The sequence below is a fragment of the Streptomyces sp. GbtcB7 genome (assembly GCF_019091445.1).
In the GTDB taxonomy this organism is placed as follows: Bacteria; Actinomycetota; Actinomycetes; order Streptomycetales; family Streptomycetaceae; genus Streptomyces; species Streptomyces mirabilis.
Window position 1 is genome coordinate 91,233 of the sequence record NZ_JAGXJM010000028.1, and the last position, 22,380, is coordinate 113,612.

18 protein-coding genes and 1 pseudogene are annotated in these 22,380 nt (G+C 70.9%); 12 read left to right on the plus strand and 7 right to left on the minus strand.

Going from position 1 to position 22,380, the window contains the following annotated elements; translation table 11 throughout:
* The first annotated feature begins 30 nt into the window (after positions 1-30).
* Together KVT44_RS37480 and KVT44_RS37485 are read left to right on the plus strand one after the other, a co-directional pair.
* Entirely contained in the window at positions 31-1,245 is a 1,215-nt protein-coding gene (locus KVT44_RS37480) for an acetyl-CoA C-acetyltransferase (RefSeq protein WP_099919522.1), read from the plus strand.
* Positions 1,246-1,303: 58 nt separating this feature from the next.
* Positions 1,304-3,478, plus strand: a complete 2,175-nt coding sequence (locus KVT44_RS37485; protein WP_217571973.1) for a 3-hydroxyacyl-CoA dehydrogenase NAD-binding domain-containing protein — start codon at positions 1,304-1,306, stop codon at positions 3,476-3,478.
* A 52-nt stretch (positions 3,479-3,530) separates the two neighbouring features.
* On the opposite strand, the gene KVT44_RS37490 is transcribed toward KVT44_RS37485, so the two are convergent.
* Entirely contained in the window at positions 3,531-4,274 is a 744-nt protein-coding gene (locus KVT44_RS37490; protein ID WP_190168291.1) for a MerR family transcriptional regulator, read from the minus strand.
* A 267-nt stretch (positions 4,275-4,541) separates the two neighbouring features.
* Here KVT44_RS37490 and KVT44_RS37495 point away from each other — a divergent pair, with 267 nt between their 5' ends.
* The 3 genes and pseudogenes from KVT44_RS37495 (at position 4,542) to KVT44_RS37505 (ending at position 6,876) form a co-directional block, all read left to right on the plus strand.
* Positions 4,542-6,008 carry an amino acid permease gene (locus tag KVT44_RS37495; RefSeq protein ID WP_217571975.1) on the plus strand — a complete coding sequence of 489 codons (1,467 nt, stop codon included), beginning with the start codon at positions 4,542-4,544 and terminating at the stop codon, positions 6,006-6,008.
* 50 nt (positions 6,009-6,058) lie between these two features.
* A pseudogene (locus KVT44_RS37500) lies at positions 6,059-6,265 on the plus strand (Appr-1-p processing protein); the annotation flags it as partial.
* Positions 6,266-6,399: 134 nt separating this feature from the next.
* Positions 6,400-6,876 carry a hypothetical protein gene (locus KVT44_RS37505; protein ID WP_217571976.1) on the plus strand — a complete coding sequence of 159 codons (477 nt, stop codon included), beginning with the start codon at positions 6,400-6,402 and terminating at the stop codon, positions 6,874-6,876.
* A gap of 94 nt (positions 6,877-6,970) precedes the next feature.
* On the opposite strand, the gene KVT44_RS37510 is transcribed toward KVT44_RS37505, so the two are convergent.
* Positions 6,971-8,470, minus strand: coding sequence for a M1 family metallopeptidase (locus tag KVT44_RS37510; RefSeq protein WP_217571978.1), 1,500 nt, complete (start codon positions 8,468-8,470; stop codon positions 6,971-6,973).
* A gap of 180 nt (positions 8,471-8,650) precedes the next feature.
* Between KVT44_RS37510 and KVT44_RS37515 the strand changes: the two genes are divergently transcribed.
* Positions 8,651-10,612: a Xaa-Pro dipeptidyl-peptidase gene (locus KVT44_RS37515; RefSeq protein WP_217571980.1), complete on the plus strand. Its 1,962-nt coding sequence runs from the start codon at positions 8,651-8,653 to the stop codon at positions 10,610-10,612.
* A gap of 13 nt (positions 10,613-10,625) precedes the next feature.
* On the opposite strand, the gene KVT44_RS37520 is transcribed toward KVT44_RS37515, so the two are convergent.
* Positions 10,626-11,600 (minus strand): FAD-dependent oxidoreductase, encoded by a 975-nt coding sequence (locus KVT44_RS37520; RefSeq protein ID WP_217571982.1) that lies wholly within the window; start codon positions 11,598-11,600, stop codon positions 10,626-10,628.
* Between the two features lie 66 nt (positions 11,601-11,666).
* Between KVT44_RS37520 and KVT44_RS37525 the strand changes: the two genes are divergently transcribed.
* Positions 11,667-12,692, plus strand: coding sequence for an oxidoreductase (locus tag KVT44_RS37525; RefSeq protein ID WP_217571984.1), 1,026 nt, complete (start codon positions 11,667-11,669; stop codon positions 12,690-12,692).
* Positions 12,693-12,800: 108 nt separating this feature from the next.
* Complete coding sequence (locus KVT44_RS37530; RefSeq protein WP_217571986.1) at positions 12,801-14,441, plus strand: ABC-F family ATP-binding cassette domain-containing protein; 1,641 nt, start codon at positions 12,801-12,803, stop codon at positions 14,439-14,441.
* 1 nt (position 14,442) lies between these two features.
* On the opposite strand, the gene KVT44_RS37535 is transcribed toward KVT44_RS37530, so the two are convergent.
* From KVT44_RS37535 to KVT44_RS37545, 3 genes are all read right to left on the minus strand, one after another.
* Entirely contained in the window at positions 14,443-15,012 is a 570-nt protein-coding gene (locus tag KVT44_RS37535; RefSeq protein ID WP_217571988.1) for a putative glycolipid-binding domain-containing protein, read from the minus strand.
* An 85-nt stretch (positions 15,013-15,097) separates the two neighbouring features.
* Positions 15,098-17,488, minus strand: a complete 2,391-nt coding sequence (locus KVT44_RS37540) for a Tex family protein (RefSeq protein WP_217571990.1) — start codon at positions 17,486-17,488, stop codon at positions 15,098-15,100.
* Positions 17,489-17,576: 88 nt separating this feature from the next.
* Positions 17,577-18,443 carry a hypothetical protein gene (locus KVT44_RS37545; protein ID WP_217571992.1) on the minus strand — a complete coding sequence of 289 codons (867 nt, stop codon included), beginning with the start codon at positions 18,441-18,443 and terminating at the stop codon, positions 17,577-17,579.
* A gap of 111 nt (positions 18,444-18,554) precedes the next feature.
* Here KVT44_RS37545 and KVT44_RS37550 point away from each other — a divergent pair, with 111 nt between their 5' ends.
* Entirely contained in the window at positions 18,555-19,508 is a 954-nt protein-coding gene (locus tag KVT44_RS37550) for a GlxA family transcriptional regulator (protein WP_217571994.1), read from the plus strand.
* Positions 19,509-19,575: 67 nt separating this feature from the next.
* Positions 19,576-20,211: a DJ-1/PfpI family protein gene (locus KVT44_RS37555; RefSeq protein ID WP_217571996.1), complete on the plus strand. Its 636-nt coding sequence runs from the start codon at positions 19,576-19,578 to the stop codon at positions 20,209-20,211.
* On the opposite strand, the gene KVT44_RS37560 is transcribed toward KVT44_RS37555, so the two are convergent.
* Positions 20,201-20,989, minus strand: coding sequence for an enoyl-CoA hydratase/isomerase family protein (locus tag KVT44_RS37560; protein WP_217571998.1), 789 nt, complete (start codon positions 20,987-20,989; stop codon positions 20,201-20,203). The two genes, KVT44_RS37555 and KVT44_RS37560, sit on opposite strands and share 11 nt — an antisense overlap.
* Positions 20,990-21,055: 66 nt before the next feature.
* On the opposite strand from KVT44_RS37560, the gene KVT44_RS37565 reads away from it, so the two are divergent.
* The gene (locus KVT44_RS37565) at positions 21,056-21,640 is read left to right on the plus strand and encodes an HdeD family acid-resistance protein (protein WP_099919507.1); all 585 of its coding nucleotides are present in this window, start codon (positions 21,056-21,058) and stop codon (positions 21,638-21,640) included.
* A gap of 221 nt (positions 21,641-21,861) precedes the next feature.
* Positions 21,862-22,368: an ATP-binding protein gene (locus KVT44_RS37570; protein WP_190168511.1), complete on the plus strand. Its 507-nt coding sequence runs from the start codon at positions 21,862-21,864 to the stop codon at positions 22,366-22,368.
* The last annotated feature ends 12 nt before the right edge of the window (positions 22,369-22,380 follow it).

Sequence of the window (22,380 nt, forward strand, 5' to 3'; positions counted from 1 at the left end):
TCCTCCGCACCCTCCCCGAAAGGCTTATCAGTGAGCACCGAAGCGTACGTGTACGACGCGATCCGCACCCCGCGCGGGCGCGGCAAGGCGAACGGCGCCCTGCACGGCACCAAGCCCATCGACCTGGTCGTCGGCCTCATCCACGAGATCCAGCGCCGCTTGCCGGGCCTGGACCCGGCCGCGATCGACGACATCGTGCTCGGTGTCGTGGGCCCGGTCGGCGACCAGGGCTCCGACATCGCGCGGATCGCCGCGATCGCCGCCGGACTGCCCGACACGGTCGCCGGCGTCCAGGAGAACCGCTTCTGTGCCTCGGGCCTGGAAGCCGTCAACCTGGCCGCGATGAAGGTCCGCTCCGGCTGGGAGGACCTGGTGCTCGCGGGCGGCGTCGAGTCGATGTCCCGTGTGCCCATGGCCTCGGACGGCGGCGCCTGGTTCGCCGACCCGATGACCAACATCGCCACCAACTTCGTGCCGCAGGGCATCGGCGCCGACCTCATCGCCACCATCGAGGGCTTCTCACGGCGGGACGTCGACGAGTACGCGGCCCTCTCCCAGGAGCGCGCGGCCGCCGCCTGGAAGGACGGCCGCTTCGACCGGTCCGTCGTCCCCGTGAAGGACCGCAGCGGGCTTGTCGTCCTCGACCATGACGAGCACATGCGCCCCGGCACCACCGCCGACTCGCTCGGCAAGCTGAAGGCCTCGTTCGCGGACATCGGCGAGCTGGGCGGCTTCGACGCCGTGGCGCTGCAGAAGTACCACTGGGTCGAGGAGATCGACCACGTCCACCACGCGGGCAACTCCTCCGGCATCGTCGACGGCGCCTCCCTGGTCGCCATCGGCTCCAAGGAGGTCGGCGAGCGCTACGGCCTCACCCCCCGCGCGCGGATCGTCGCCGCCGCCGTCTCCGGCTCCGAGCCCACCATCATGCTCACCGGCCCCGCGCCCGCGACCCGCAAGGCGCTCGCCAAGGCCGGCCTGACCATCGACGACATCGACCTCGTGGAGATCAACGAGGCCTTCGCCGCGGTCGTCCTGCGCTTCGTCAAGGACATGGGCCTGTCCCTCGACAAGGTCAACGTCAACGGCGGCGCGATCGCGCTCGGCCACCCGCTCGGCGCCACCGGCGCGATGATCCTCGGCAGCCTCGTCGACGAACTGGAGCGCCAGGACAAGCGCTACGGCCTGGCCACGCTGTGCGTGGGCGGCGGCATGGGCATCGCGACCATCGTCGAGCGCCTGTAACCCCCGGCGGGACCCCCAGACTTCCACGGCTTAAACGGCTTCTACGGAGACCCTCCTCATGACCGAGAGCACCACCATCCGCTGGGAACAGGACGAGACCGGTGTCGTCACCCTCGTCCTCGACGACCCCAACCAGTCCGCCAACACCATGAACCAGGCCTTCAAGGACTCGATCGCGGCGATCGCCGAACGCGCCGAGGCCGAGAAGGACTCCATCCGGGGCATCATCTACACCTCCGCCAAGAAGACCTTCTTCGCGGGCGGCGACCTCAAGGACATGATCAAGGCAGGCCCGGAGAACGCCCAGGAGGCCTTCGACACCGGCACGGCCATCAAGTCCTCCCTGCGCCGCATCGAGACCCTGGGCAAGCCGGTCGTCGCCGCCATCAACGGCGCTGCCCTCGGCGGCGGCTACGAGATCGCCCTCGCCTCCCACCACCGCGTCGCCCTCGACGCCCCCGGCTCCAAGATCGGCCTGCCGGAGGTCACCCTCGGCCTGCTGCCTGCAGGCGGCGGCGTCACCCGCACCGTCCGCCTCATGGGCATCACCGACGCGCTGCTGAAGGTGCTCCTCCAGGGCACCCAGTACTCCCCGCAGCGGGCCCTGGAGAACGGGCTCGTCCACGAAGTGGCGGCCACCTCCGAGGAGATGCTCGCCAAGGCGCGCGCCTTCATCGACGCCAACCCCGAGTCGCGGCAGCCCTGGGACAAGCCCGGCTACAAGATCCCGGGCGGCACGCCGTCGAACCCGAAGTTCGCGGCCAACCTGCCCGCCTTCCCGGCCAACCTGAGGAAGCAGCTCAACGGCGCCCCCTACCCGGCCCCGCGCAACATCATGGCGGCCGCCGTCGAGGGCTCCCAGGTCGACTTCGAGACCGCGCTGGTCATCGAGGCCCGCTACTTCACCGAGCTGGTCACCGGGCAGACCTCGAAGAACATGATCCAGGCGTTCTTCTTCGACCTCCAGGCGGTCAACTCCGGCGCCAACCGCCCCCAGGGCATCGAGCCGCGCCAGGTCCGCAGGGTCGCCGTCCTCGGCGCCGGGATGATGGGCGCCGGCATCGCCTACTCGTGCGCCCGCGCGGGCATCGACGTCGTCCTGAAGGACGTGTCGGCGGACGCGGCGGCCAAGGGCAAGGCCTACTCCGAGAAGCTCTGCGCGAAGGCCGTCTCCCGGGGCCGTACGACGCAGGAGAAGGCCGACGAGCTGCTCGCCCGCATCACGCCCACCGCCGACCCGAACGACCTGGCCGGCTGCGACGTCGTGATCGAGGCCGTCTTCGAGGACACGGCTCTCAAGCACAAGGTGTTCCAGGAGATCCAGAACGTCGTCGAGCCCGACGCGCTGCTGTGCTCCAACACCTCGACCCTGCCGATCACCGTGCTCGCCGAGGGCGTGGAGCGGCAGGACGACTTCATCGGGCTGCACTTCTTCTCGCCCGTCGACAAGATGCCGCTCGTCGAGATCATCAAGGGCGAGCGGACCGGCGACGAGGCACTGGCGCGCGCCTTCGACCTCGTACGGCAGATCAAGAAGACCCCGATCGTCGTCAACGACTCGCGCGGCTTCTTCACCTCCCGCGTCATCGGCCACTTCATCAACGAGGGCGTCGCGATGGTCGGCGAGGGCATCGAGCCCGCCTCCGTCGAGCAGGCGGCGGCCCAGGCGGGCTACCCGGCCAAGGTCCTCTCCCTGATGGACGAGCTGACGCTCACCCTGCCGCGCAAGATCCGCAAGGAGTCCAGGCAGGCCGTCGAGGAGGCGGGCGGCACCTGGCAGACGCACCCGGCGGAGGCGGTCATCGACCGCATGGTCGACGAGTTCGGCCGCACCGGGCGCAGCGGCGGCGCGGGCTTCTACGAGTACGGCGCGGACGGCAAGCGCGGCAAGCTCTGGCCCGGCCTGCGGGAGCACTACACCAAGCCCGGCCACGAGATCCCGTTCAAGGACATGCAGGAGCGCATGCTCTTCTCCGAGGCGCTGGACACCGTCCGGCTCCTGGAGGAGGGCGTGCTGACGTCCGTCGCGGACGCCAACATCGGGTCCATCTTCGGGATCGGCTTCCCGGGTTGGACCGGCGGCGTGCTCCAGTACATCAACGGCTACGACGGAGGTCCGTCCGGATTCGTGGCACGCGCGCGTGAACTCGCCGAGCGCTACGGGGAGCGGTTCACGCCGCCCGCGCTGCTCGTCGAGAAGGCGGAGAACGGCGAGAGGTTCAGCGACAGCTGACGTATCGCCCAGCAAGAGGCGCGCGGGTGTGGCTCAAGGAGTCCTCAGCGGCTCAGGACTCCTTGAGCCACACCCGCAGCTCCGCCTTCAGGGAGCGCTGGAACGTGGTCAGCAGCGCCTGCACCACCAGCGGCTGCATGTGGGCCGACAGGGACTTCACCGCCGCCACCGACTCGTGCTCGCCCACCGCCTCGCGCAGCAACGCGGACAGCTCGCGTGCCGCCGCGCGGGAGTGCTCCAGCAGGACGCCGCGCGCGGCGAGGATCGACTCGTGCGCGAGCGGTACGTCGAGGAGCTGGACGCCGAGCGCCAGCAGCGCCGGGTCCACGCGGAAGGAGTCGGGGGAGGCCAGGGAGCCCGAGGAGTGTGCGGTGCCGGAGGTGCCCTCGGCCCGCTCGATGATGCTCATCGCGACCAGCCGCTCCAGGTCCTCCTCGCCCAGGGGGCGGCCGGCCCGCCGTTCCAGTTCCTCGCGTGTCACGTCCTCCGCCGCGTCCGGCGCCCAGGAGGCGACCACGGCACGGTGAAGGGCGAGATCCTGGGCGCTCAGGTCGGCCGGCAGCTGCTGAAGATGGCGCTCGATCGCGGCCAGCGTCATGCCCTGGCGCTGCAGCTCCTCGATGAGCGCGAGCCGGGCCAGATGCTCCTGGCTGTAGTGCCCCACCCGGCGGGGTCCGATCACGGGCGGCGGGAGCAGCCCCTTGGAGCTGTAGAAGCGGACCGTACGGACCGTGACGCCCGCGCGTGCCGCCAGCTCGTCGACCGTGAGCGTCGGCTCCTCGGTGTCCGTCGTCATGGCAGGTCCTCGCCTCTTCGATGGTGCAGCGATCAGGTGCAACAGTATTGCTGTCTCACCGGTCCTGTGAAAGCGCTGTCGACGAGTTCTGCACCCTTTGATCACCATGTGAGATGTTCCGCGGTGTGAGGTGTGCCATCGCATCCGTGGGGACCCCTCGGGGAAGGTGGTTCCTTGGTCTGCGCCGCGTCAGGGGTGGTGCGGGCCGAGGTACATCCGGAAACCCGCGTACTCGGTGCGTGGGCGCACCAGAGAGTAGATCCACGCGTGAGCAAGGACGCCGTAGACACGGCCAAGGCCGCACCCCGCACCGACGCGGCCCGCACGCCCGCGGACGCGGGCGACGCCGGTTACAGCAAGGACCTCAAGGCCCGCCACGTCAACATGATCGCCATCGGCGGCGCGATCGGCACCGGGCTCTTCCTCGGCGCCGGCGGCCGCCTCCACAACGCGGGACCCGCGCTGGCGATCGCCTACCTCGTCTGCGGAGTCTTCGCCTTCTTCGTCGTGCGCGCGCTCGGCGAGCTGGTCCTCTACCGGCCCTCCTCCGGGTCCTTCGTGTCGTACGCGCGCGAGTTCCTCGGCGAGAAGGGCGCGTACGTCGCCGGGTGGATGTACTTCCTCAACTGGTCGACGACCGGCATCGCCGACATCACCGCGATCGCGCTCTACACGCACTACTGGAGCTTCTTCACCGACATCCCCCAGTGGGTGCTGGCGCTGATCGCCCTCGCGGTGGTCCTGGCCGTCAACCTGATCTCGGTGAAGATCTTCGGCGAGATGGAGTTCTGGTTCGCGATCGTCAAGGTCGCCACCCTCGTCTCCTTCATGCTGGTCGGCATCTTCCTGCTGGCCACGCACCACGACGTGGGCGGCCAGAAGCCCGGCCTGAGCGTCATCACGGACCACGGCGGCCTGCTCCCGCACGGGATCATGCCGGTCGTCCTGGTGATGCAGGGCGTGATCTTCGCGTACGCGGCCCTGGAGCTGGTCGGTGTCGCCGCGGGCGAGACCGCCGAACCGGAGAAGGTCGTCCCGCGCGCGGTGAACTCGATCATGTGGCGTGTGGGCCTGTTCTACGTCGGCTCGGTCGTGCTGCTCGCGCTGCTGCTGCCCGGTTCGGTCTACTCGGCCGACGAGAGCCCCTTCGTCACCGTCCTGTCGAAGATCGGCGTCCAAGGCGCCGGTGACGTCATGAACCTGGTCGTCCTCACCGCGGCCATGTCGTCCCTGAACTCCGGCCTGTACTCCACCGGCCGCATCCTGCGCTCCATGGCGATGGCGGGCTCCGCGCCCCGGTTCACCGCGAAGATGAACCGCAACCAGGTCCCGTACGGCGGCATCCTGCTCACCTGCGCGGTGTGCGTGCTCGGCGTCGGCCTGAACTACCTCATGCCCAGCCAGGCCTTCGAGATCGTCCTGAACGTGGCGTCCCTGGGCATCATCAGCACCTGGGTGATCATCATGGTCTGTCACCTGGTGTTCGTCCGCCGCGCCAAGGAGGGCCTGGTGACCCGCCCGTCCTTCCGGCTCCCCGGTAGCCCCGTGACCGAGATCGTCACCATCGCCTTCCTGCTGGCCGTGCTCGGCCTGATGGGGAACGACCCCGAGGTCGGCCGCAAGACCCTGCTCCTCATCCCGGTGATCGCGGCCCTGCTGGTCGGCGGCTGGTTCGCGATCCGCCACCGGGTCTCGAAGACCACGGACCAGGAACTGAGCGAGCTGACGAAGTAGCAGGTCGCACGCCGCTGTCAGCGGCGGCGCCTACGGTGGCGTCATGTCGGCACCGGGACGGGGCGCACAACGACTTCAGGCTGGGCGCGACCCAGTTCGTCCAGGTCGAGAAGTACGTGTGGGTGGCGAACCTGATAGACCAGCGGGGCATCGGCTGCGGTCTGGCCGGCGGCGACTGGTCCCGGGTGGAGCCGCTCATCATGCGACGGCTGGTGGAGCGGGGAGTGGCGGTGACGGTGTACGACCACGGGGAGTGAGCGGGGCCCGAAGACTGGGCGCGCGGTTTCTCGCGCCGATGACGGGCCACCAGGGTCGGCCGGAGGGGCTGTTTTCGGTCAACTCTGGCGCAGATGCGCGTTGGTTCGCACGCATGAGCGGGTAAGTCACGGCCATGGAACTCATCCCCTACCCGATAGGTCCACTCAACCCGAAGGTTCAGGACCTGGGCTACGCCCTGGCGCTGTTCGCCTTCATCTATGTGCTCGTCGCCCGCGTGCTCCCGCGGATGAACCGGGCGCTCGAACTGCGGGACGACGCGATCAGCGGCGCCAAGGAGCGCGCCGAAGCCGTGCGCGCCCGCGCCGAGAGTGAGCGTCTCAGGACCGAGGCCCTGTTGGCCGAGGCCCGCCACGAAGCCGCCCGCATCCGCCAGCAGGCCCTCGAACAGGGCTCCGCCCTGATCGCCGAGGCCCGCGCGGACGGGCAGCGCGAACGTGACGCCGTGGTGGCCGACGGTCGCGCCCGCATCGAGTCCGAGTGCGCGGCGGCCGACGCCGAACTCCGCATGTCCGTATCGGAGTTGGCCTCGGAGCTGGCGAGCCGCATCGTGGGCGAGCGGATCGCGGCCCCGGTGGAGCAGGGCAACTGACGCCCGTACGCGAACGGCCCCCACTCGCCCGCCCTGAGAGACGGAAGGGCGGGCGAGTGGGCGAAGGCCCCGCTGAGGGGCCCGCGGTGCCGGTTCAGCCGGAGTGGACGGAATCGGTCGCCGCGATCTTCTTCCACGACCTGGGCTGCGCCGGGGCCCCCGCCGTGGCCGGGGCCACCGCGATCGACGCACCCCGCGCCGCGGGCGCCGCCGGCTTCGACGGCTCGAACAGCCAGGTGTCGAAGAGCGTGGCGAGCGACTTGCCCGACACCTTCTCCGCGTACTTCTGGAAGTCCCCGACCGACGCGTTCCCGTACGCGTGCTCCCGCGGCCACCCCTTCAGGATGGCGAAGAACGTGTCGTCCCCGACCTCGTTGCGCAGCGCCTGCACCGCCACCGCCCCCCGGTCGTAGACCGCGGTGTCGAACTGGTTGTCCGGACCGGGGTCACCCGGCGCGACCTTCCAGAAGGCGTCGTCCGCCGGATGCGAGGCGTACACGTAGTCCGCGAGCTCCTGCGCCGTCCCCTCACCCTCGTGCTCGGACCACAGCCACTGCGCGTACCGCGCGAAGCCCTCGTTGATCCAGATGTCCTTCCAGCCCTTCAGGGACACGTCGTCGCCGTACCACTGGTGCGCCAGCTCATGGACGACCACGGAGGTGTTGGAGCCGTTCGCGAACTGCCGGGGGCTGTAGTAGACGCGCGTCTGGGTCTCCAGCGCGTACCCGGTGGTGGTGTTCGGCACGTATCCGCCCACCGAGCTGAAGGGGTACGGGCCGAAGTAGCCGGTCAGCCAGTCGACGATCTCCCCGGTCCGCTCGACGCTCGCCCGCGCGGCCCCGTCGTTGTCGCCGAGGTCCTTGCTGTACGCGTTGACGACCGGGACGCCGGCGGCCGTCGTGCCCGTCGTGATGTCGAACTTTCCGATGGCGAGCGTGGCGAGATAGGTCGCCTGCGGCTTGTTGGACCGCCAGCTGTAGCGGGTCCAGCCGAGCCGTGAACTCGTCGACTGAAGCGTGCCGTTGGAGATCGCCTGCGTACCGTCCGGCACGGCCACCGAGACGTCGTACGTGGCCTTGTCGCTCGGATGGTCGTTGCTGGGGAACCACCACCAGGCCGACTCGGGCTCGTCCGCCGCGACGGCCCCGTCCGGAGTGCGGTGCCAGGTCGAGAACCCGTACGCGCTCTTCGTCGAGGGCACCCCGCTGTACCGGACGACGACCGTGACAGGCGTGCCCTTCGGCAGCGGAGTCGCCGGGGTGATCTCCAGCTCGTGCTGGCCCGAGGTGATGAACGAGGCCTTCGCCCCGTTGACCCGCACCTCGCTCACATCGAGCAGGAAGTCGAGGTCGAAGCGTGAGAGGTCCTGCGTGGTGGTGGCCAGGAGGGTCGCCGTTCCCTGCAACTCGTCGGTGGCCGGCTGGTACTGGAGCCGCAGGTCGTAGTGCGAGACGTCGTATCCGCCGTTGCCGTAGGCCGGGTAGTAGGGGTCGCCGATACCGGGCGCCCCGGGGGTGTAGTCCGCCGCCGATGCCGGGATCGCCAGCAGCAGGGAGACGGCGAGCGCGCCCGGGGCGATGAGTCTGCGGTGCACGGAGAGCTCCAAGTCGTGGGGAAACGAGGACGGTTCGGAGCCTATTGACTCCCTGTGCCGTCACCCTGTCCATCGCCCCTCCTGTCACACGATCGCCATTCGGCCGACATGACCGATTCAGGCCCGGCTGCCTCCACAGACCCTCTTTTGTACGGGAGTTGGCCGGGGTACCTTCCGCGCATGCCGAAACCAGCGCGCCGTATGCGCTTCACGACCTGGAGATCGCTCGCGACGGCGGCCACCGCCGCCCTGATGGCCGTCTTCCTCGCCCCCGCCGCCGCACACGGCGCGCCCCGGGAGAGCACCCCGGTCTACTCGTACGAGAACGCGATCCGCGAATCCGTCTGGGTGGACACCGGCCTCGACGGCGACGGCGACGGGAAGACCGACCGCGTCGCCGTCGACATCGTCCGGCCCCGTGAACTCGCCCAGCAGGGCCGCAAGGTTCCCGTGATCATGGACGCCAGCCCGTACTACTCCTGCTGCGGGCGCGGCAACGAGAGCCAGCTCAAGACGTACGACGCGAACGGCGACGTCGTCCAGATGCCGCTGTTCTACGACAACTACTTCGTGCCGCGCGGCTACGCCTTCGTCGGCGTCGACCTGGCCGGAACCAATCGCTCCGACGGCTGTGTGGACGTCGGCGGCCGCTCCGACATCCAGTCCGCGAAGGCCGTGGTCGACTGGCTCAACGGCCGGGCCAAGGGCTACACGACGCGCACCGGCGCCGACCGGACCAAGGCGACCTGGACCAACGGCAGCACCGGCATGATCGGCAAGAGCTGGGACGGCACCATCGCCAACGGTGTCGCCGCGACCGGCGTCAAGGGCCTGAAGACCATCGTGCCGATCAGCGCCATCTCCTCCTGGTACGACTACTACTTCGCCAAGGGCGCCCCGCTGTACGACTCGGGCCCGGACTGGCTCTCCGGCTACGTCGACAGCCCCGAGGCCACCGCCAAGTGCGCCGCCGTGCAGCAGAAGCTCGTCGACGGGGCCCCGCGCACCGGCGACTGGACCAAGTTCTGGACCGAACGCGACTACGTGAAGGACGCGAGCAAGGTCAGGGCGAGCGTCTTCCTGGTGCACGGCATGCAGGACCTCAACGTCCGCACCAAGAACTTCGGCCAGTGGTGGAGCGCCCTCGCCAAGAACGGCGTCGAGCGCAAGATCTGGCTCTCCCAGACCGGCCATGTCGACCCCTTCGACTTCCGCCGCGCCGCCTGGGTCGACACCCTGCACCGCTGGTTCGACCACGAACTCCTCGGCTACGACAACGGCATCGACGACGAGCCCATGGCCGACATCGAGCGCCACCCCGACCAGTGGGCCACCTCCAGCGTCTGGCCCCCCCGCGGGACGCAGCCGACGACACTCCGCCCAGGCACCGGCACCCAGGCGGGCGTCGGCACCCTCGGCCTGCGTACGGGCTCCGGAAGCCAGACCTTCACCGACGACCCGCAACTGAGCGAGACCGACTGGGCCGCCCACATCGACCGGTCCACCCCCGAGAAGGCCGGGTTCGTCACCAAGCCGCTGACCACGGACCTGCGTCTGTCCGGCTCCTCCAAGGTGACCGTCACCGCCACGCCGACCACCTCGACCGCCCACCTCTCCGCGGTCCTGGTCGACCTGGGCCCGGACACCATCCGCGACTACGCCGACGGCGGCGAGGGCATCACCACCCTCACCGACCGCACCTGCTGGGGTCCGAGCACGACCGGCGACAGCTCCTGCTACAAGGTCACCCAGGCGAAGAAGACCGACGTCGGGGCCACGGTCTTCAGCCGCGGCTGGGCCGACCTCGGCAACTACGCCTCCGACCTCAAGGGCGTCCCGCTCACCCCGGGCAAGGCGTACACGATCACGCTCGACCTGGCGGCCACCGACCACGTCGTCCCGGCGGGCCACCGGCTCGCCCTGATCGTCGCGGGCACGGACAAGGACCTCATCGACCCGCCGTCGACCACTCCGACCCTCACCCTGGACCTGTCCCGTACGTCGGCCCGCGTGCCGTTCGTCGGCGGCGCCGGTGCCTTCACCAGGGCGACCGCGGGATCCACCGCCGCCGCGAGCACGGCCGGCCTCGACGGCGTACGCGATCCGAGCAGTGCCCTCCGGGTCCCGGGGGAGACCCGCTGATCCACTGACCCCCTCAAGGGCGCACGGCGGCCGGTTCCTCGCCCAGCGCGAGCCCGGCCGCCTCCCGCGCACAACCCCAGGCCACCGTGACGCCCGCGCCGCCATGACCGTAGTGGTGCACCAACACCCGCCCGTCGGGCAGTACTTCACGCTCCAGCCGGACCGTGTCACGCACCGGCCGCAGCCCCACCCGATGGCCCAGCACACGCGCCCCGGCGATCTCCGGCCGCAGCGCCACACACCGTTCGACGATCGCTTCGGCCGCCCCCGGATCCGGCGTGAGCGACCAGTCATCGTCGTCGGTCGTGCCACCCAGCACGAGCCGGTCCGGGTGCGGGAAGACATAGGTGGTCGTCCCGGCGTCCCTGTCCGTCGACACGAGCCAGGTACGGACCCCGGGGTTCTCCACGATCACGAGCTGCCCGCGCACGGGCCGTACGGCCGGATCCGGTACGAGCGTGTGGGCGCCAAGCCCCGTGCAGTTGACGACGACCTGCGCCTCGACCTCCGCGAGATCCGTCACCGTCCGTGTCTCGATCGCCCCTCCCGCCCGCAGGAACCGCTCGCGCAGCCACCGCAGATGCACCGGCATGTCGATCAGCGGCAGCCGCGCCCACAGCCCTGCACCCGCGTACTCCTCGGCCGTAGCCGCGCGCAGCCCCGGCACCCGGGCGGCCCACGGCTCCAGCTCGTCCAGCCGCGTCTCGCCCTGTACGCCCTCGACCACGCGTACGCCCGTCTCCTGGGGCCGGGCCGCCAACTCCTCGTACACGGAGAGTGATTGCAGGGCCCATTCACCCGCGAGCGCCTTCGGCCGGATGCGATACGGCCACCACAGCGCGCCGGCAACGGCCGAGGTGGTCAGCTCGCCGGACTCCCGCGCCCACACCCGTACCCGCCGGCCGCGCTCGGCCAGGACGATCGCCGTCGTCAACCCGACGACACCGCTTCCGACCACGATCACGTCACCGCTGGGCGCGTTGTCCATGCCGGGACGTTAGCGGAATATGTCATGCCGTGCTCACATCACGCCCAGTCTGGGGATACTCACAGCATGTCTGCCGAGTACGCGACCTTCGGCCTGGCACCGGCGATGCGTGCCGGTGGAGTCCTCGCCAACGGTGACTACCAAGTGCACCGGGACTTCGTCGACTTCATCGTCGACGGCCGCCCGCTGCTGTACCAGCTCTCCGACCTCGACGCGGTGTCCCCGCTCGCCTCCGACGTACCACCCGCCATCTTCACCGCCCAGGTCCGAAGCCTCCTCCTGGAGGCCGAGGCCCCGCTCGGCGACGGCCGCTACGTGATCTACGGCTGTCCCGAGTGCGAGGGCATCGAATGCGGTGCCGTGACCGCCGTCATCGAGAAGGACGACTCCCGCGACGACTACGTGTGGCGCGACTTCGCCTGGCAGACCGGCGAACACGCCGATCTGGAGCTCAACGGCTACCACGGGATAGGGCCGTTCCGCTTCCAGGGCGCCGAGTACCGCAGCGCCCTGAACTCGCTGCTCCTCGGCGACCCCGGGGCGCGCCGCAGGGTCCTGCTCATCGGCGCCCGGGTCGCCGTACTCGCCAAGCTCGCCGCCGCCCTGCGCACCATCGGCATCGGCGCCGACATCACCCGCGACGCCACCGACGTCCCGGCCGAGGAACTCCGCGGGTACGGCGCGGTGGCCTTCGGGCGCGCCATCGGCGAACAGGAGCGCGCGGCCGTACGAGGGTCCTTCGAGCGGGCCGAGGTCGAGGTCGCCTACGTCGACGGCCTGGCCCCCGTCGTCCCGCTCCTCGTCGCGCAGATCGAGCACGCCCTGGACCGCAGTCCCCTCGAGCTGCGCCGTCTCACCCGCCTGGTCGCCGCCGACGGCGAGGCGGGCATCGAGGTCACCTCCACCTGCCGGGTCCAGATCACCGCGTACCGCCTCGACCGGCTGTACCGCACGCACACGCAGGAGGTCTTCGACGGGATTCTGGAGGCGGGCGGACACCGGATCGCCCTGGACGCCAAGGCCGTGAAGGGGGAGTCCTTCCTCGTGGCGCGGACCTCGGGGAGTGTGCTGGTGGAGGCGATGGCCCACTGAGCGGGCCGCACGGACACGGGGTGCGGCCCCGCACGGAAACCGGGACGTGGCCCCGCACGGAAACGGAGGCGCAGCCGGGGCGGCCGGGCCGTTAGGATCGGCCTCCTGATGACTGCCACTCTCGTCGCCAAGAACCTCGCCGCCGGACACGGCGACCGCTCGCTCTTCTCCGGGCTCGACCTCGTGGTCGCGCCCGGCGATGTGATCGGACTCGTCGGTGCCAACGGCGCGGGCAAGTCCACCCTGCTGCGGATGCTCGCCGGACTGCTCACGCCCGAGGAGGGCGAGCTGCGGCTGTCCCCGCCGTCGGCGAGCGTCGGCCATCTGCCGCAGGAGCCGGAGCGGCGGGAGGGCGAGAGCGTCCGGGAGTTCCTGGCCCGGCGCACCGGGGTGGCCGAGGCCCAGCGCGTGATGGACGAGGCGACGCAGGCACTCGTCGACGGCGCGCCGGGCGCGGACGACGCGTACGCGGAGAGCCTGGAGCGCTGGCTCGACCTGGGCGGCGCCGACCTCGACGAGCGCGCCGAGGAGGTCGCCGACACCCTCGGGCTCGGCGTCGACCTCGACCAGCCGATGACGTCCCTGTCCGGCGGCCAGGCGGCCCGCGCCGGACTCGCCTCCCTGCTCCTGTCCCGCTACGACGTCTTCCTGCTCGACGAGCCCACCAACGACCTGGACCTGGAGGGCCTGGAGCGGCTCGAACGCTTCGTCTCCGGGCTGCGCGCGGGCACCGTCGTCGTCAGCCACGACCGCGAGTTCCTTACCCGCACGGTCACCAAGGTGCTCGAACTCGACCTCGCCCAGCAGCAGATCACCCTCTACGGCGGCGGCTACCAGGCCTACCTGGAGGAGCGCGACACCGCCCGCCGGCACGCCCGCGACGACTACGAGGAGTACGCCGACAAGCGCTCCGCCCTCGAAGGCCGCGCCCAGATGCAGCGCTCCTGGATGGACAAGGGCGTGAAGAACGCCCGGCGCAAGGCGAACAACGACAACGACAAGATCGGCCGCAAGTTCCGCAGCGAGGCCAGCGAGAAGCAGGCGTCCAAGGCCCGGCAGACCCAGCGCATGATCGAGCGCCTGGACGTCGTCGACGAGCCGCGCAAGGAGTGGGAGCTGCGGATGGAGATCGCGGCCGCACCGCGCTCCGGCGCCGTCGTCGCCACCCTGCGTGACGCCGAGGTGCGGCGCGGCGACTTCTCCTTCGGCCCCGCGACCCTCCAGATCGACTGGGCGGACCGGGTCGCCGTCACGGGCGCCAACGGCGCGGGCAAGTCGACCCTGCTCGGCGCCCTGCTCGGCCGGGTCCCGCTGGACGCCGGTCACGCGACCCTCGGCTCCGGCGTCGTCGTTGGCGAGGTCGACCAGGCCCGCAAACTCTTCCACGGCTCCGAGTCCCTGCTCGACGCGTTCAGCGCCGCCGTCCCCGATACCGAACCGGCCGAGGTCCGCACCCTGCTGGCCAAGTTCGGCCTCAAGGCGGAACACGTCCTGCGCCCGGCGGCCACCCTCTCGCCCGGCGAGCGCACCCGCTCGGCCCTCGCCCTCCTCCAGGGCCGTGGCGTCAACCTCCTCGTCCTCGACGAGCCGACCAACCACCTCGACCTCCCCGCGATCGAACAGCTGGAGGCGGCGCTCGACACGTACGAGGGCACCCTGCTGCTCGTGACCCACGACCGCCGCATGCTCGACGCGGTCCACACCACACGCCGGCTGGAAGTGGCGGCGGGCAAGGTGACGGAACGCTGACCTACGTCGTGGCCAGCCGCCGCGCCATCGTGGGGTAGTCCACGACGTACCCCTCCGCGTCGAGCTCCAGATCGCTGCGGTACTCACCGGACGAGAAACGCACGCGCCCGCCGTCCCCGATGCGCCCGAGATGCGTGTACGTCTGCTGCGACGCCCGCACGGCCAGGTCCGGCACCGATACCCAAGCCATCAGGAACTCCCGCTCACCCGGCCCGAGATGCAGCCCGTGGCGCAGCACCGGCATCGTGTTGGTGAGCGGGCACAGGCCCAGGTCGCAGTCGAGGGCGCCACCGAGGTCGGGCAGCCAGTCCCCGTCCGCCGTCCAGTGCCCCTCACCGTCGTGCCGCAGGTCCAGCGAGCGGGTGCCCGAGGCCGTCTCGGCGCTCACACACAGCCGCCGGGTCACGAACCCGTCGACGGTGTCGAGCTCGTAAGAGATCCAGTACGGCTCGGGAACCGTCCCGACGGCACGCCCGCGCGCCCGCAGAGAGCGGGCGCCGGACATGATCCAAGAGGTCTCGAACCCCTTGCTCTCCGTGACTTCCCAGGTGAGAACGCGCGAGCTGGCCATGCGGTCACTCTAGGAGCGTGGGCCCAGTGCCGCGCCCCCTTGGGGGCGCGGGGAACTGCGCGACCAGCCACGACCTACGCGCAGTTCAACGACGGCCTTTCTTCGGGTCCACCAACCCGGCGCGTCGCAGCGCGTCGGCCATCGCACTGTTGGCCGGCGGCGGAGCGGCCTGCCGCGAACCGCCGCCTCCGCCCGCCCCGCCCCGCGGCTGACGCTGCTGCTGGCGCTGCTGCGGAGGCCGCCCACCCCGCTGCGGACGCCCACCCCCACCCTGCTGATCCGACGGAGTCGCCTCGTCGTCGAGCCGCAGCGTGAGAGAGATCCGCTTGCGCGGGATGTCGATCTCGAGCACCTTCACCTTGACGATGTCACCCGGCTTCACCACATCGCGCGGGTCCTTCACGAACGTCTTCGACATCGCCGAGACATGCACCAGACCGTCCTGGTGGACGCCGATGTCCACGAAGGCCCCGAACGCGGCCACGTTCGTGACGACCCCTTCGAGCACCATCCCGGAGGCCAGGTCGGAGATCTTCTCGACGCCCTCCTTGAAGGTGGCCGTCTTGAAGGCGGGCCGCGGGTCGCGCCCGGGCTTCTCCAGCTCCTTCAGGATGTCCGTGACGGTCGGCAGACCGAACGTCTCGTCCACGAAGTCGGTCGGCCTGAGCGAACGCAGCACACCGGTGTTGCCGATCAGGGAGGCGACCTCGCTGCCCGCCGTCTTCACCATCCGCCGCACCACGGGGTACGCCTCCGGGTGCACGCTGGACGCGTCCAGCGGGTCGTCCCCGCCCCGGATGCGCAGGAAGCCCGCGCACTGCTCGTACGCCTTCGGGCCGAGCCGGGCCACGTTCTTGAGGGTGGTACGGGAGGTGAAGGGGCCGTTGGCGTCGCGGTGCGCCACGATGTTCTCCGCGAGCCCGGAGGTGATCCCGGAGACGCGGGCGAGCAGCGGGGCGGAGGCCGTGTTCACGTCCACGCCCACGCCGTTCACACAGTCCTCGACCACCGCGTCCAGGGACCGGGAGAGCTTCACCTCGGACAGGTCGTGCTGGTACTGCCCGACGCCGATGGACTTCGGGTCGATCTTCACCAGCTCGGCCAGCGGGTCCTGGAGGCGGCGCGCGATGGAGACGGCGCCGCGCAGCGACACGTCCATGTCGGGCAGCTCCTGCGAGGCGAACGCGGACGCCGAGTACACCGACGCCCCCGCCTCGGACACCATCACCTTGGTGAGGTTCAACTCCGGGTGCTTGGTGATGAGTTCACCGGCGAGCTTGTCGGTCTCGCGGGACGCTGTGCCGTTTCCGATCGCGATCAGCTCGACCACGTGCTCCTTGGCGAGGCGGGCGAGCTTGGCGATGGCCTCGTCCCACTTGTTGGCCGGGACGTGCGGGTAGATGACGTCCGTCGCCACGACCTTGCCGGTCGCGTCCACCACGGCGACCTTGACACCCGTACGGAAACCGGGGTCGAGGCCCAGCGTCGCGCGGGTGCCCGCCGGGGCGGCGAGCAGCAGGTCCCGCAGGTTCGCCGCGAAGACGTTCACCGCCTCGTCCTCGGCGGCCGTGCGCAGCCGAAGGCGCAGGTCGATGCCGAGGTGCACGAGGATGCGGGTGCGCCAGGCCCAGCGGACGGTGTCCGTGAGCCACTTGTCGCCGGGACGGCCGCGGTCGGCGATCTGGAAGCGGTGGGCGACGATTCCCTCGTACGAGGAGGGACCGGGCTGCTCGGAGGGCTCCTCGGGCTCCAGGACGAGATCGAGGACCTCCTCCTTCTCACCGCGCAGCATGGCGAGGACGCGGTGCGAGGGCAGCTCCTTGAAGGGCTCGGCGAAGTCGAAGTAGTCGGCGAACTTGGCGCCCGCCTCCTCCTTGCCGTCCCGCACCTTGGCGGCCAGACGCCCGCGCACCCACATGCGCTCGCGCAGCTCGCCGATCAGGTCGGCGTCCTCCGAGAACCGCTCCGTGAGGATCGACCGGGCGCCGTCCAGCGCGGCCTGCGGGTCGGCGACGCCCTTGTCCGCGTCGACGAACGCCGTCGCCGCGGCGAGCGGGTCGACCGACGGGTCGCCGAGCAGGCCCTCGGCCAGCGGCTCCAGGCCCGCCTCGCGCGCGATCTGCGCCTTCGTGCGCCGCTTCGGCTTGAACGGCAGATAGATGTCCTCGAGCCGCGCCTTCGTCTCGGCGCCCCGGATCTGCGCCTCGACCTCCTCGGTGAGCTTGCCCTGCTCGCGCACCGATTCGAGGATCGCCGTGCGCCGCTCCTCCAGCTCCCGCAGATAGCGCAGCCGCTCCTCGAGGGTGCGCAGCTGCGCATCGTCGAGCATCTCGGTCGCTTCCTTGCGGTAGCGGGCGATGAAGGGCACCGTCGACCCGCCGTCGAGCAAGTCGACGGCGGCCTTGACCTGCCGCTCCCGTACGCCGAGCTCCTCGGCGATCCTGCCTTCGATGGACCCTACGAGGGGTGTCGTCACGATCCCGTACCGCCTTCTCCACTGAGGTTGCGCGGCAATTGTGGCAGGTGACACCGACAACGGGGGATCAGGGCGCCGATCGGCGCTGTCAGCCCTTGCCGGTCATGCCCTCGGGGAACGCGCCGGCCGCCAGCGCCCGCATCAGGATGCCCCGCGCCAGCTCGGTCAGGCGCTCCACGCCCGCGGCGCCCAGATGCTCGTACGGGGCACGGTCCAGCCGGTCCGTGCGGTCCTCGATCTCCTTGCGCAGGGCCACCCCCGCCTCGGTCAACTCGCCCTCCGAGTCGAGCAGTCCGCGCTCGCGCAGCCGTTCGACCGCCGTGTCCCAGTGCGCCCGCGACCAGCCGCGCGTGCCCAGTGCCCACTTCGGGGCCATGCCCTTGCCGGTCGCGGTGTGGCTCACCAGAGCCTCGACCGGGTCGAGTTCCGCGTCGAGCAGCGCCGCGAGGTGACCGTCGCCCCGGTGCTCGCGCAGCAGCGTGGCGCCGTGCCAGAGGGCGAGGTGCGGCGCGTCGGGCACGGGCAGGTCGGCGTGCGCCGCGTACAGCGGACGCGCGGTCCTGGTGCAGGCCTCCGCGGCCCGCAGGGCGAGCTCCGCCGCCTCGGCGACCTCCTTGGAGGCGAGGACGTCCTCGCCGAGGAGCCGGCGCCAGGTCGCGTCGACGGCACGCGCGCGTGCCGCGAGGACGGTCTCCGGGGAGGCCTTCTTCCACACCTCGGGCACATGCCGGGCCACCAGCTCGTGGCGGAAGTTGTAGAACGTCGCCGTCACCGTGCCGGGACCCACCGGCCCCATGGCCGCGGCCCGCACGGCGAAGTACGCGCCGTTGCTGTCCTCGATCCCGACGTCGGCCAGCTCCCGTCCCAGATCCGGCGAGAAGTAGTGCGTCGAGTGCAGCGGGTTGAGGACGTTGTGGCAGCGCCGCCCGGCGCGCTCCGGCAGAGGTGTGGTCATGCCCGAAGGTTACCGACTGGTCGGTACGCGGGGAAGGCGGGAGGGGTGATGGCAGGAAAGGTGGGGTACTCGTCATTGCGGCCATCACCCCGCCCGCCAAGAATCGAGACCATGCGAACCGTCCTGGTCGTCCTCTTCGACGATGTGCAGAGCCTCGACGTCACGGGCCCCGTGGAGGTCTTCGCGGGCGCCGAGGCCTTCCGCGGCGGCTCGTACCGCATCCACACGGCCTCCCTGGACGGCGCACCCGTACGCACGACCAGCGGCCTCACCCTCGTCCCGGACCACACCCTCGCCGACGCGCCCGCCCCGCACACCCTGCTGGTCCCGGGCGGCCGGGGCACCCGGCGCCCCGACCCCCGGCTGACCGACTGGCTGCGCGCGCACGGGCCGCGCGCCGAGCGCCTGGTCTCCGTCTGCACCGGCGCCATCCCGCTCGCCGAGGCGGGCCTCCTGGACGGCCGCCGCGCGACGACCCACTGGGCGTACTGCGACAAGCTCGCCCGTGACCACCCGGCCGTCGAGGTCGACCCCGACCCCATCTACGTGCGGGACGGACAGGTGTCCACCTCGGCCGGCGTCACCTCCGGCATCGACCTCGCCCTCGCGCTCGTGGAGGAGGACCTCGGCCGGGAGGCGGCCCTGACGGTCGCCCGCCACCTCGTCGTCTTCCTGCGGCGCCCGGGCAACCAGGCCCAGTTCAGCGCCCAGCTGGCCGCACAGACGGCGCGGCGCGAACCGCTCCGCGAGGTCCAGCAGTGGATCATCGAGCACCCCGGCGACGACCTGTCCGTCGAGTCGCTCGCCGTCCGCGCCCGGCTCTCGCCCCGGCACTTCGCCCGCGCCTTCCAGACCGAGACGGGCATGACCCCGGGCCGGTACGTCGACCGCGTCCGCCTCGAACACGCCCGGCGGCTCCTGGAGGACACCGCCGACGGAGTCGAGGGGATCTCCCGCGCCTGCGGCTACGGCACCCCCGAGGCGATGCGCCGTGCCTTCGTGAAGACGCTCGGCACGGCACCGGCGGAGTACCGGCGCCGCTTCCGCCCCGCCCCCACCCGGTGACGAGCCCCACCCGTCGACCAGCCCGTACCTGACGTCGCTGCCCCACCCAGCCGTGGAAAGGAACCCGATGCAGATCGCCATCGTCCTCTTCGACCGCTTCACCGCCCTGGACGCCGTGGGACCCTACGAGACCCTCGGCCGCCTGCCCGACGCGGAGACCGTCTTCGTCGCCGAGCACACCGGCCCCGTTCGCAACGAGAGCGGCAACCTGGCTCTGACCGCCGACAGGACCCTGGCCGAGGTGCCGTGCCCGGACATCGTCGTGGTCCCCGGTGGACCGGGCCAGACCCCGCAGATGGACAACCGGGTCCTGCTGGACTGGCTGCGTGCCGCCGACGCCACGAGCATCTGGACGACCTCCGTGTGCACCGGCTCCCTGCTGCTGGCCGCCGCGGGGCTGCTCGAGGGCCGCCGAGCCACCTCGCACTGGCTGGCCCTCGACCACCTCAAACGGTTCGGTGCCGAGCCGACCGGAGAGCGGGTGGTGTTCGACGGGAAGTACGTCACCGCGGCCGGCGTGTCGTCCGGCATCGACATGGGGCTCGCCCTGCTCGGACGGATCGCGGGCGACGAACACGCACAGGCCGTACAGCTGCTGACGGAGTACGACCCGCAGCCGCCCTACGACGCCGGGTCGCCCCAGAAGGCTCCCGCACATCTCGTGGCGGAGTTCCGGGCGAAGAGCCGCTTCATCATGGAGTAGTCGCGCTGGACGGCGGAGCGGTCGCGGTGGACGCCGGCGTGGTCCAGGTGAAGCGCGGCGGCCGGCGCTCCAGGAACGCGGCGACGCCCTCCGCGGTGTCGTCGCTCCCGCGCGCCTGCTCGGCCCAGTACGCGTCCCGGTCGGTCCGCCCATGGGCGAATTCCTTCGCGGACGCCTGCGTCAGCAATGACCGCGCGGCCAGGACGCGGGTGAACTCCCCGACCCGCTTGTCGAGTTCGTCCTCGGGCAGCACCTCGTCCACCAGACCCGTGCGCAGCGCCCGTTCGGTGTCGATCAGCTCGCCCGAGAACAGCAGGTACTTGGCGGTCGCCGGACCCACCAGCGACACCAGCCGCCGGGTGGCCGAGGCCGCGTAGACGATCCCCAGCTTGGCCGGCGTCACTCCGAATCGCGCGCCCTCCTCCGCGAACCGCAGATCGCAGGCTGCCGCGAGCTGGGAGCCGCCGCCGACGCAGTACCCGCGGATCGCCGCGAGCGTCGGTTTGGGGAACGCGGCGAGCGCCTCCTCGGCGTTCACGGCGAGCCCCTGTGCCTCGTCCGAGGAGCCCCGAAGCGTCGAGATGTCGGCCCCCGCGCAGAAGGTGCCGCCCTCGCCGGTGAGCACGAGGACGCGGACGTCCGGGTCGGCGGCGAGCCCGTCGAGCAGGGGCGGCAGCGCCCTCCACATGCCGGCCGTCATGGCGTTGCGCTTGGCCGGGTGGTGAATGACGACGGTGGCGACCCCGTCGCCCACGCTGTGCAGCAGCTGCGGCTCCATACGCCGGATGCTATCCGCAACCCTCGAACGTACGATCAAGAAGGGGCCGGGCGCGAGGAGGCGCTGATGGCCGGGACCAAGGACAGGGCGCCGAGCGACGCGACCACGAAACTGACCCGCGGCTTCAGCTGGACCGCCGCGTTCGGCGTGATCCTGGTGATCGCGGGGCTCGTCGGGCTCGTCTACACCGGCGTGGCGACCCTGACCTCGATGATCCTGTTCGGCTGGCTGCTGCTCATCGGCGGCGCGGTCGGACTGCTGCACGCCGTCCAGGCCCGCGGCACCAACTTCTTCTGGCTCGGGGTGGTGGTCGCGGCCCTGAACATCGCGGCCGGAGTGGTGGTGATCCGCCGCCCGGACGCGGCGGCCGAGGCGCTCACCATGTTCGCGGCCCTGCTGTTCCTGACCGGCGGGGTGTTCCGGGTGGTCGGCAGCCTCGTGGTGCGCGGTGCGCAGTTCGGCTGGACCCTCCTGCAGGGCGCCTTCGACCTGCTCCTCGGCATCCTGGTGCTGGACAACTGGCCGAGCAGCAGCAAGTACGTCATCGGCTGCTTCTTCTCGCTCGCGCTGCTCTTCGACGGGCTGGGCCTGATCGCCACCGGCTTCGGCGGGCGGCGCATCGTACATCTGGTCTCGGGGCGCGGCCGGTGACGGACGAAACGGGCGAGCCCGGCGCCCAACCCGTACAACCCGAATAGTTCTCGAAGCAGACACCACACGGACAGGAGTGGTCGCGCGGTCGACCGCGCCATGCGTCAACGGTCAGAAGTCGTCGATAGTCGCTGAATTCTGTTCAGGGATGCGGTCCGGACCAGCGCGTTACCAACACTCGACGTGTGGTGACAATCGAGCGCAAGGGTGGCGACCGGACGATGGAGAACCACGGGCGGGGGTTCGACTCCCGCCCTGAAGGCGCCGGGGATGTGCCTCCCGATCGGAGACCGCCGGGTCCGCTGCCGTACGAGGGGGTGTGGCGGTTCACCGCTCCCGCCATCGACGCCTCGGTTCCGCAGGCACGACACGCCGTTCGTGACCTGCTCTTCCGTCAACAAGTGCCCGTCTCGGACGACCTCGTCCACGGGCTTTTGCTGATCGTCTCCGAACTGGTCACGAACGCCGTACGGCACGCGGCACTACTGTCCCCGATGCTCGCCGTGGAGGTGGCCGTGGGAGCCGAGTGGGTGCGGGTCTCGGTGGAGGACAACCACCCTTACCGTCCCACCGCCCTGGAGGCCGACCACGGCCAGACCGGCGGCCGTGGGCTGCTGCTGGTACGGGAGGTCGCCAGGGAGTCGGGCGGGGTGTGCGACGTCGAGCACACGGCGAGTGGCGGCAAGGTGATCTGGGCTGCCCTGCCGCTCACTGTGAGCATCGTCTAGGGCTTGGCGCTC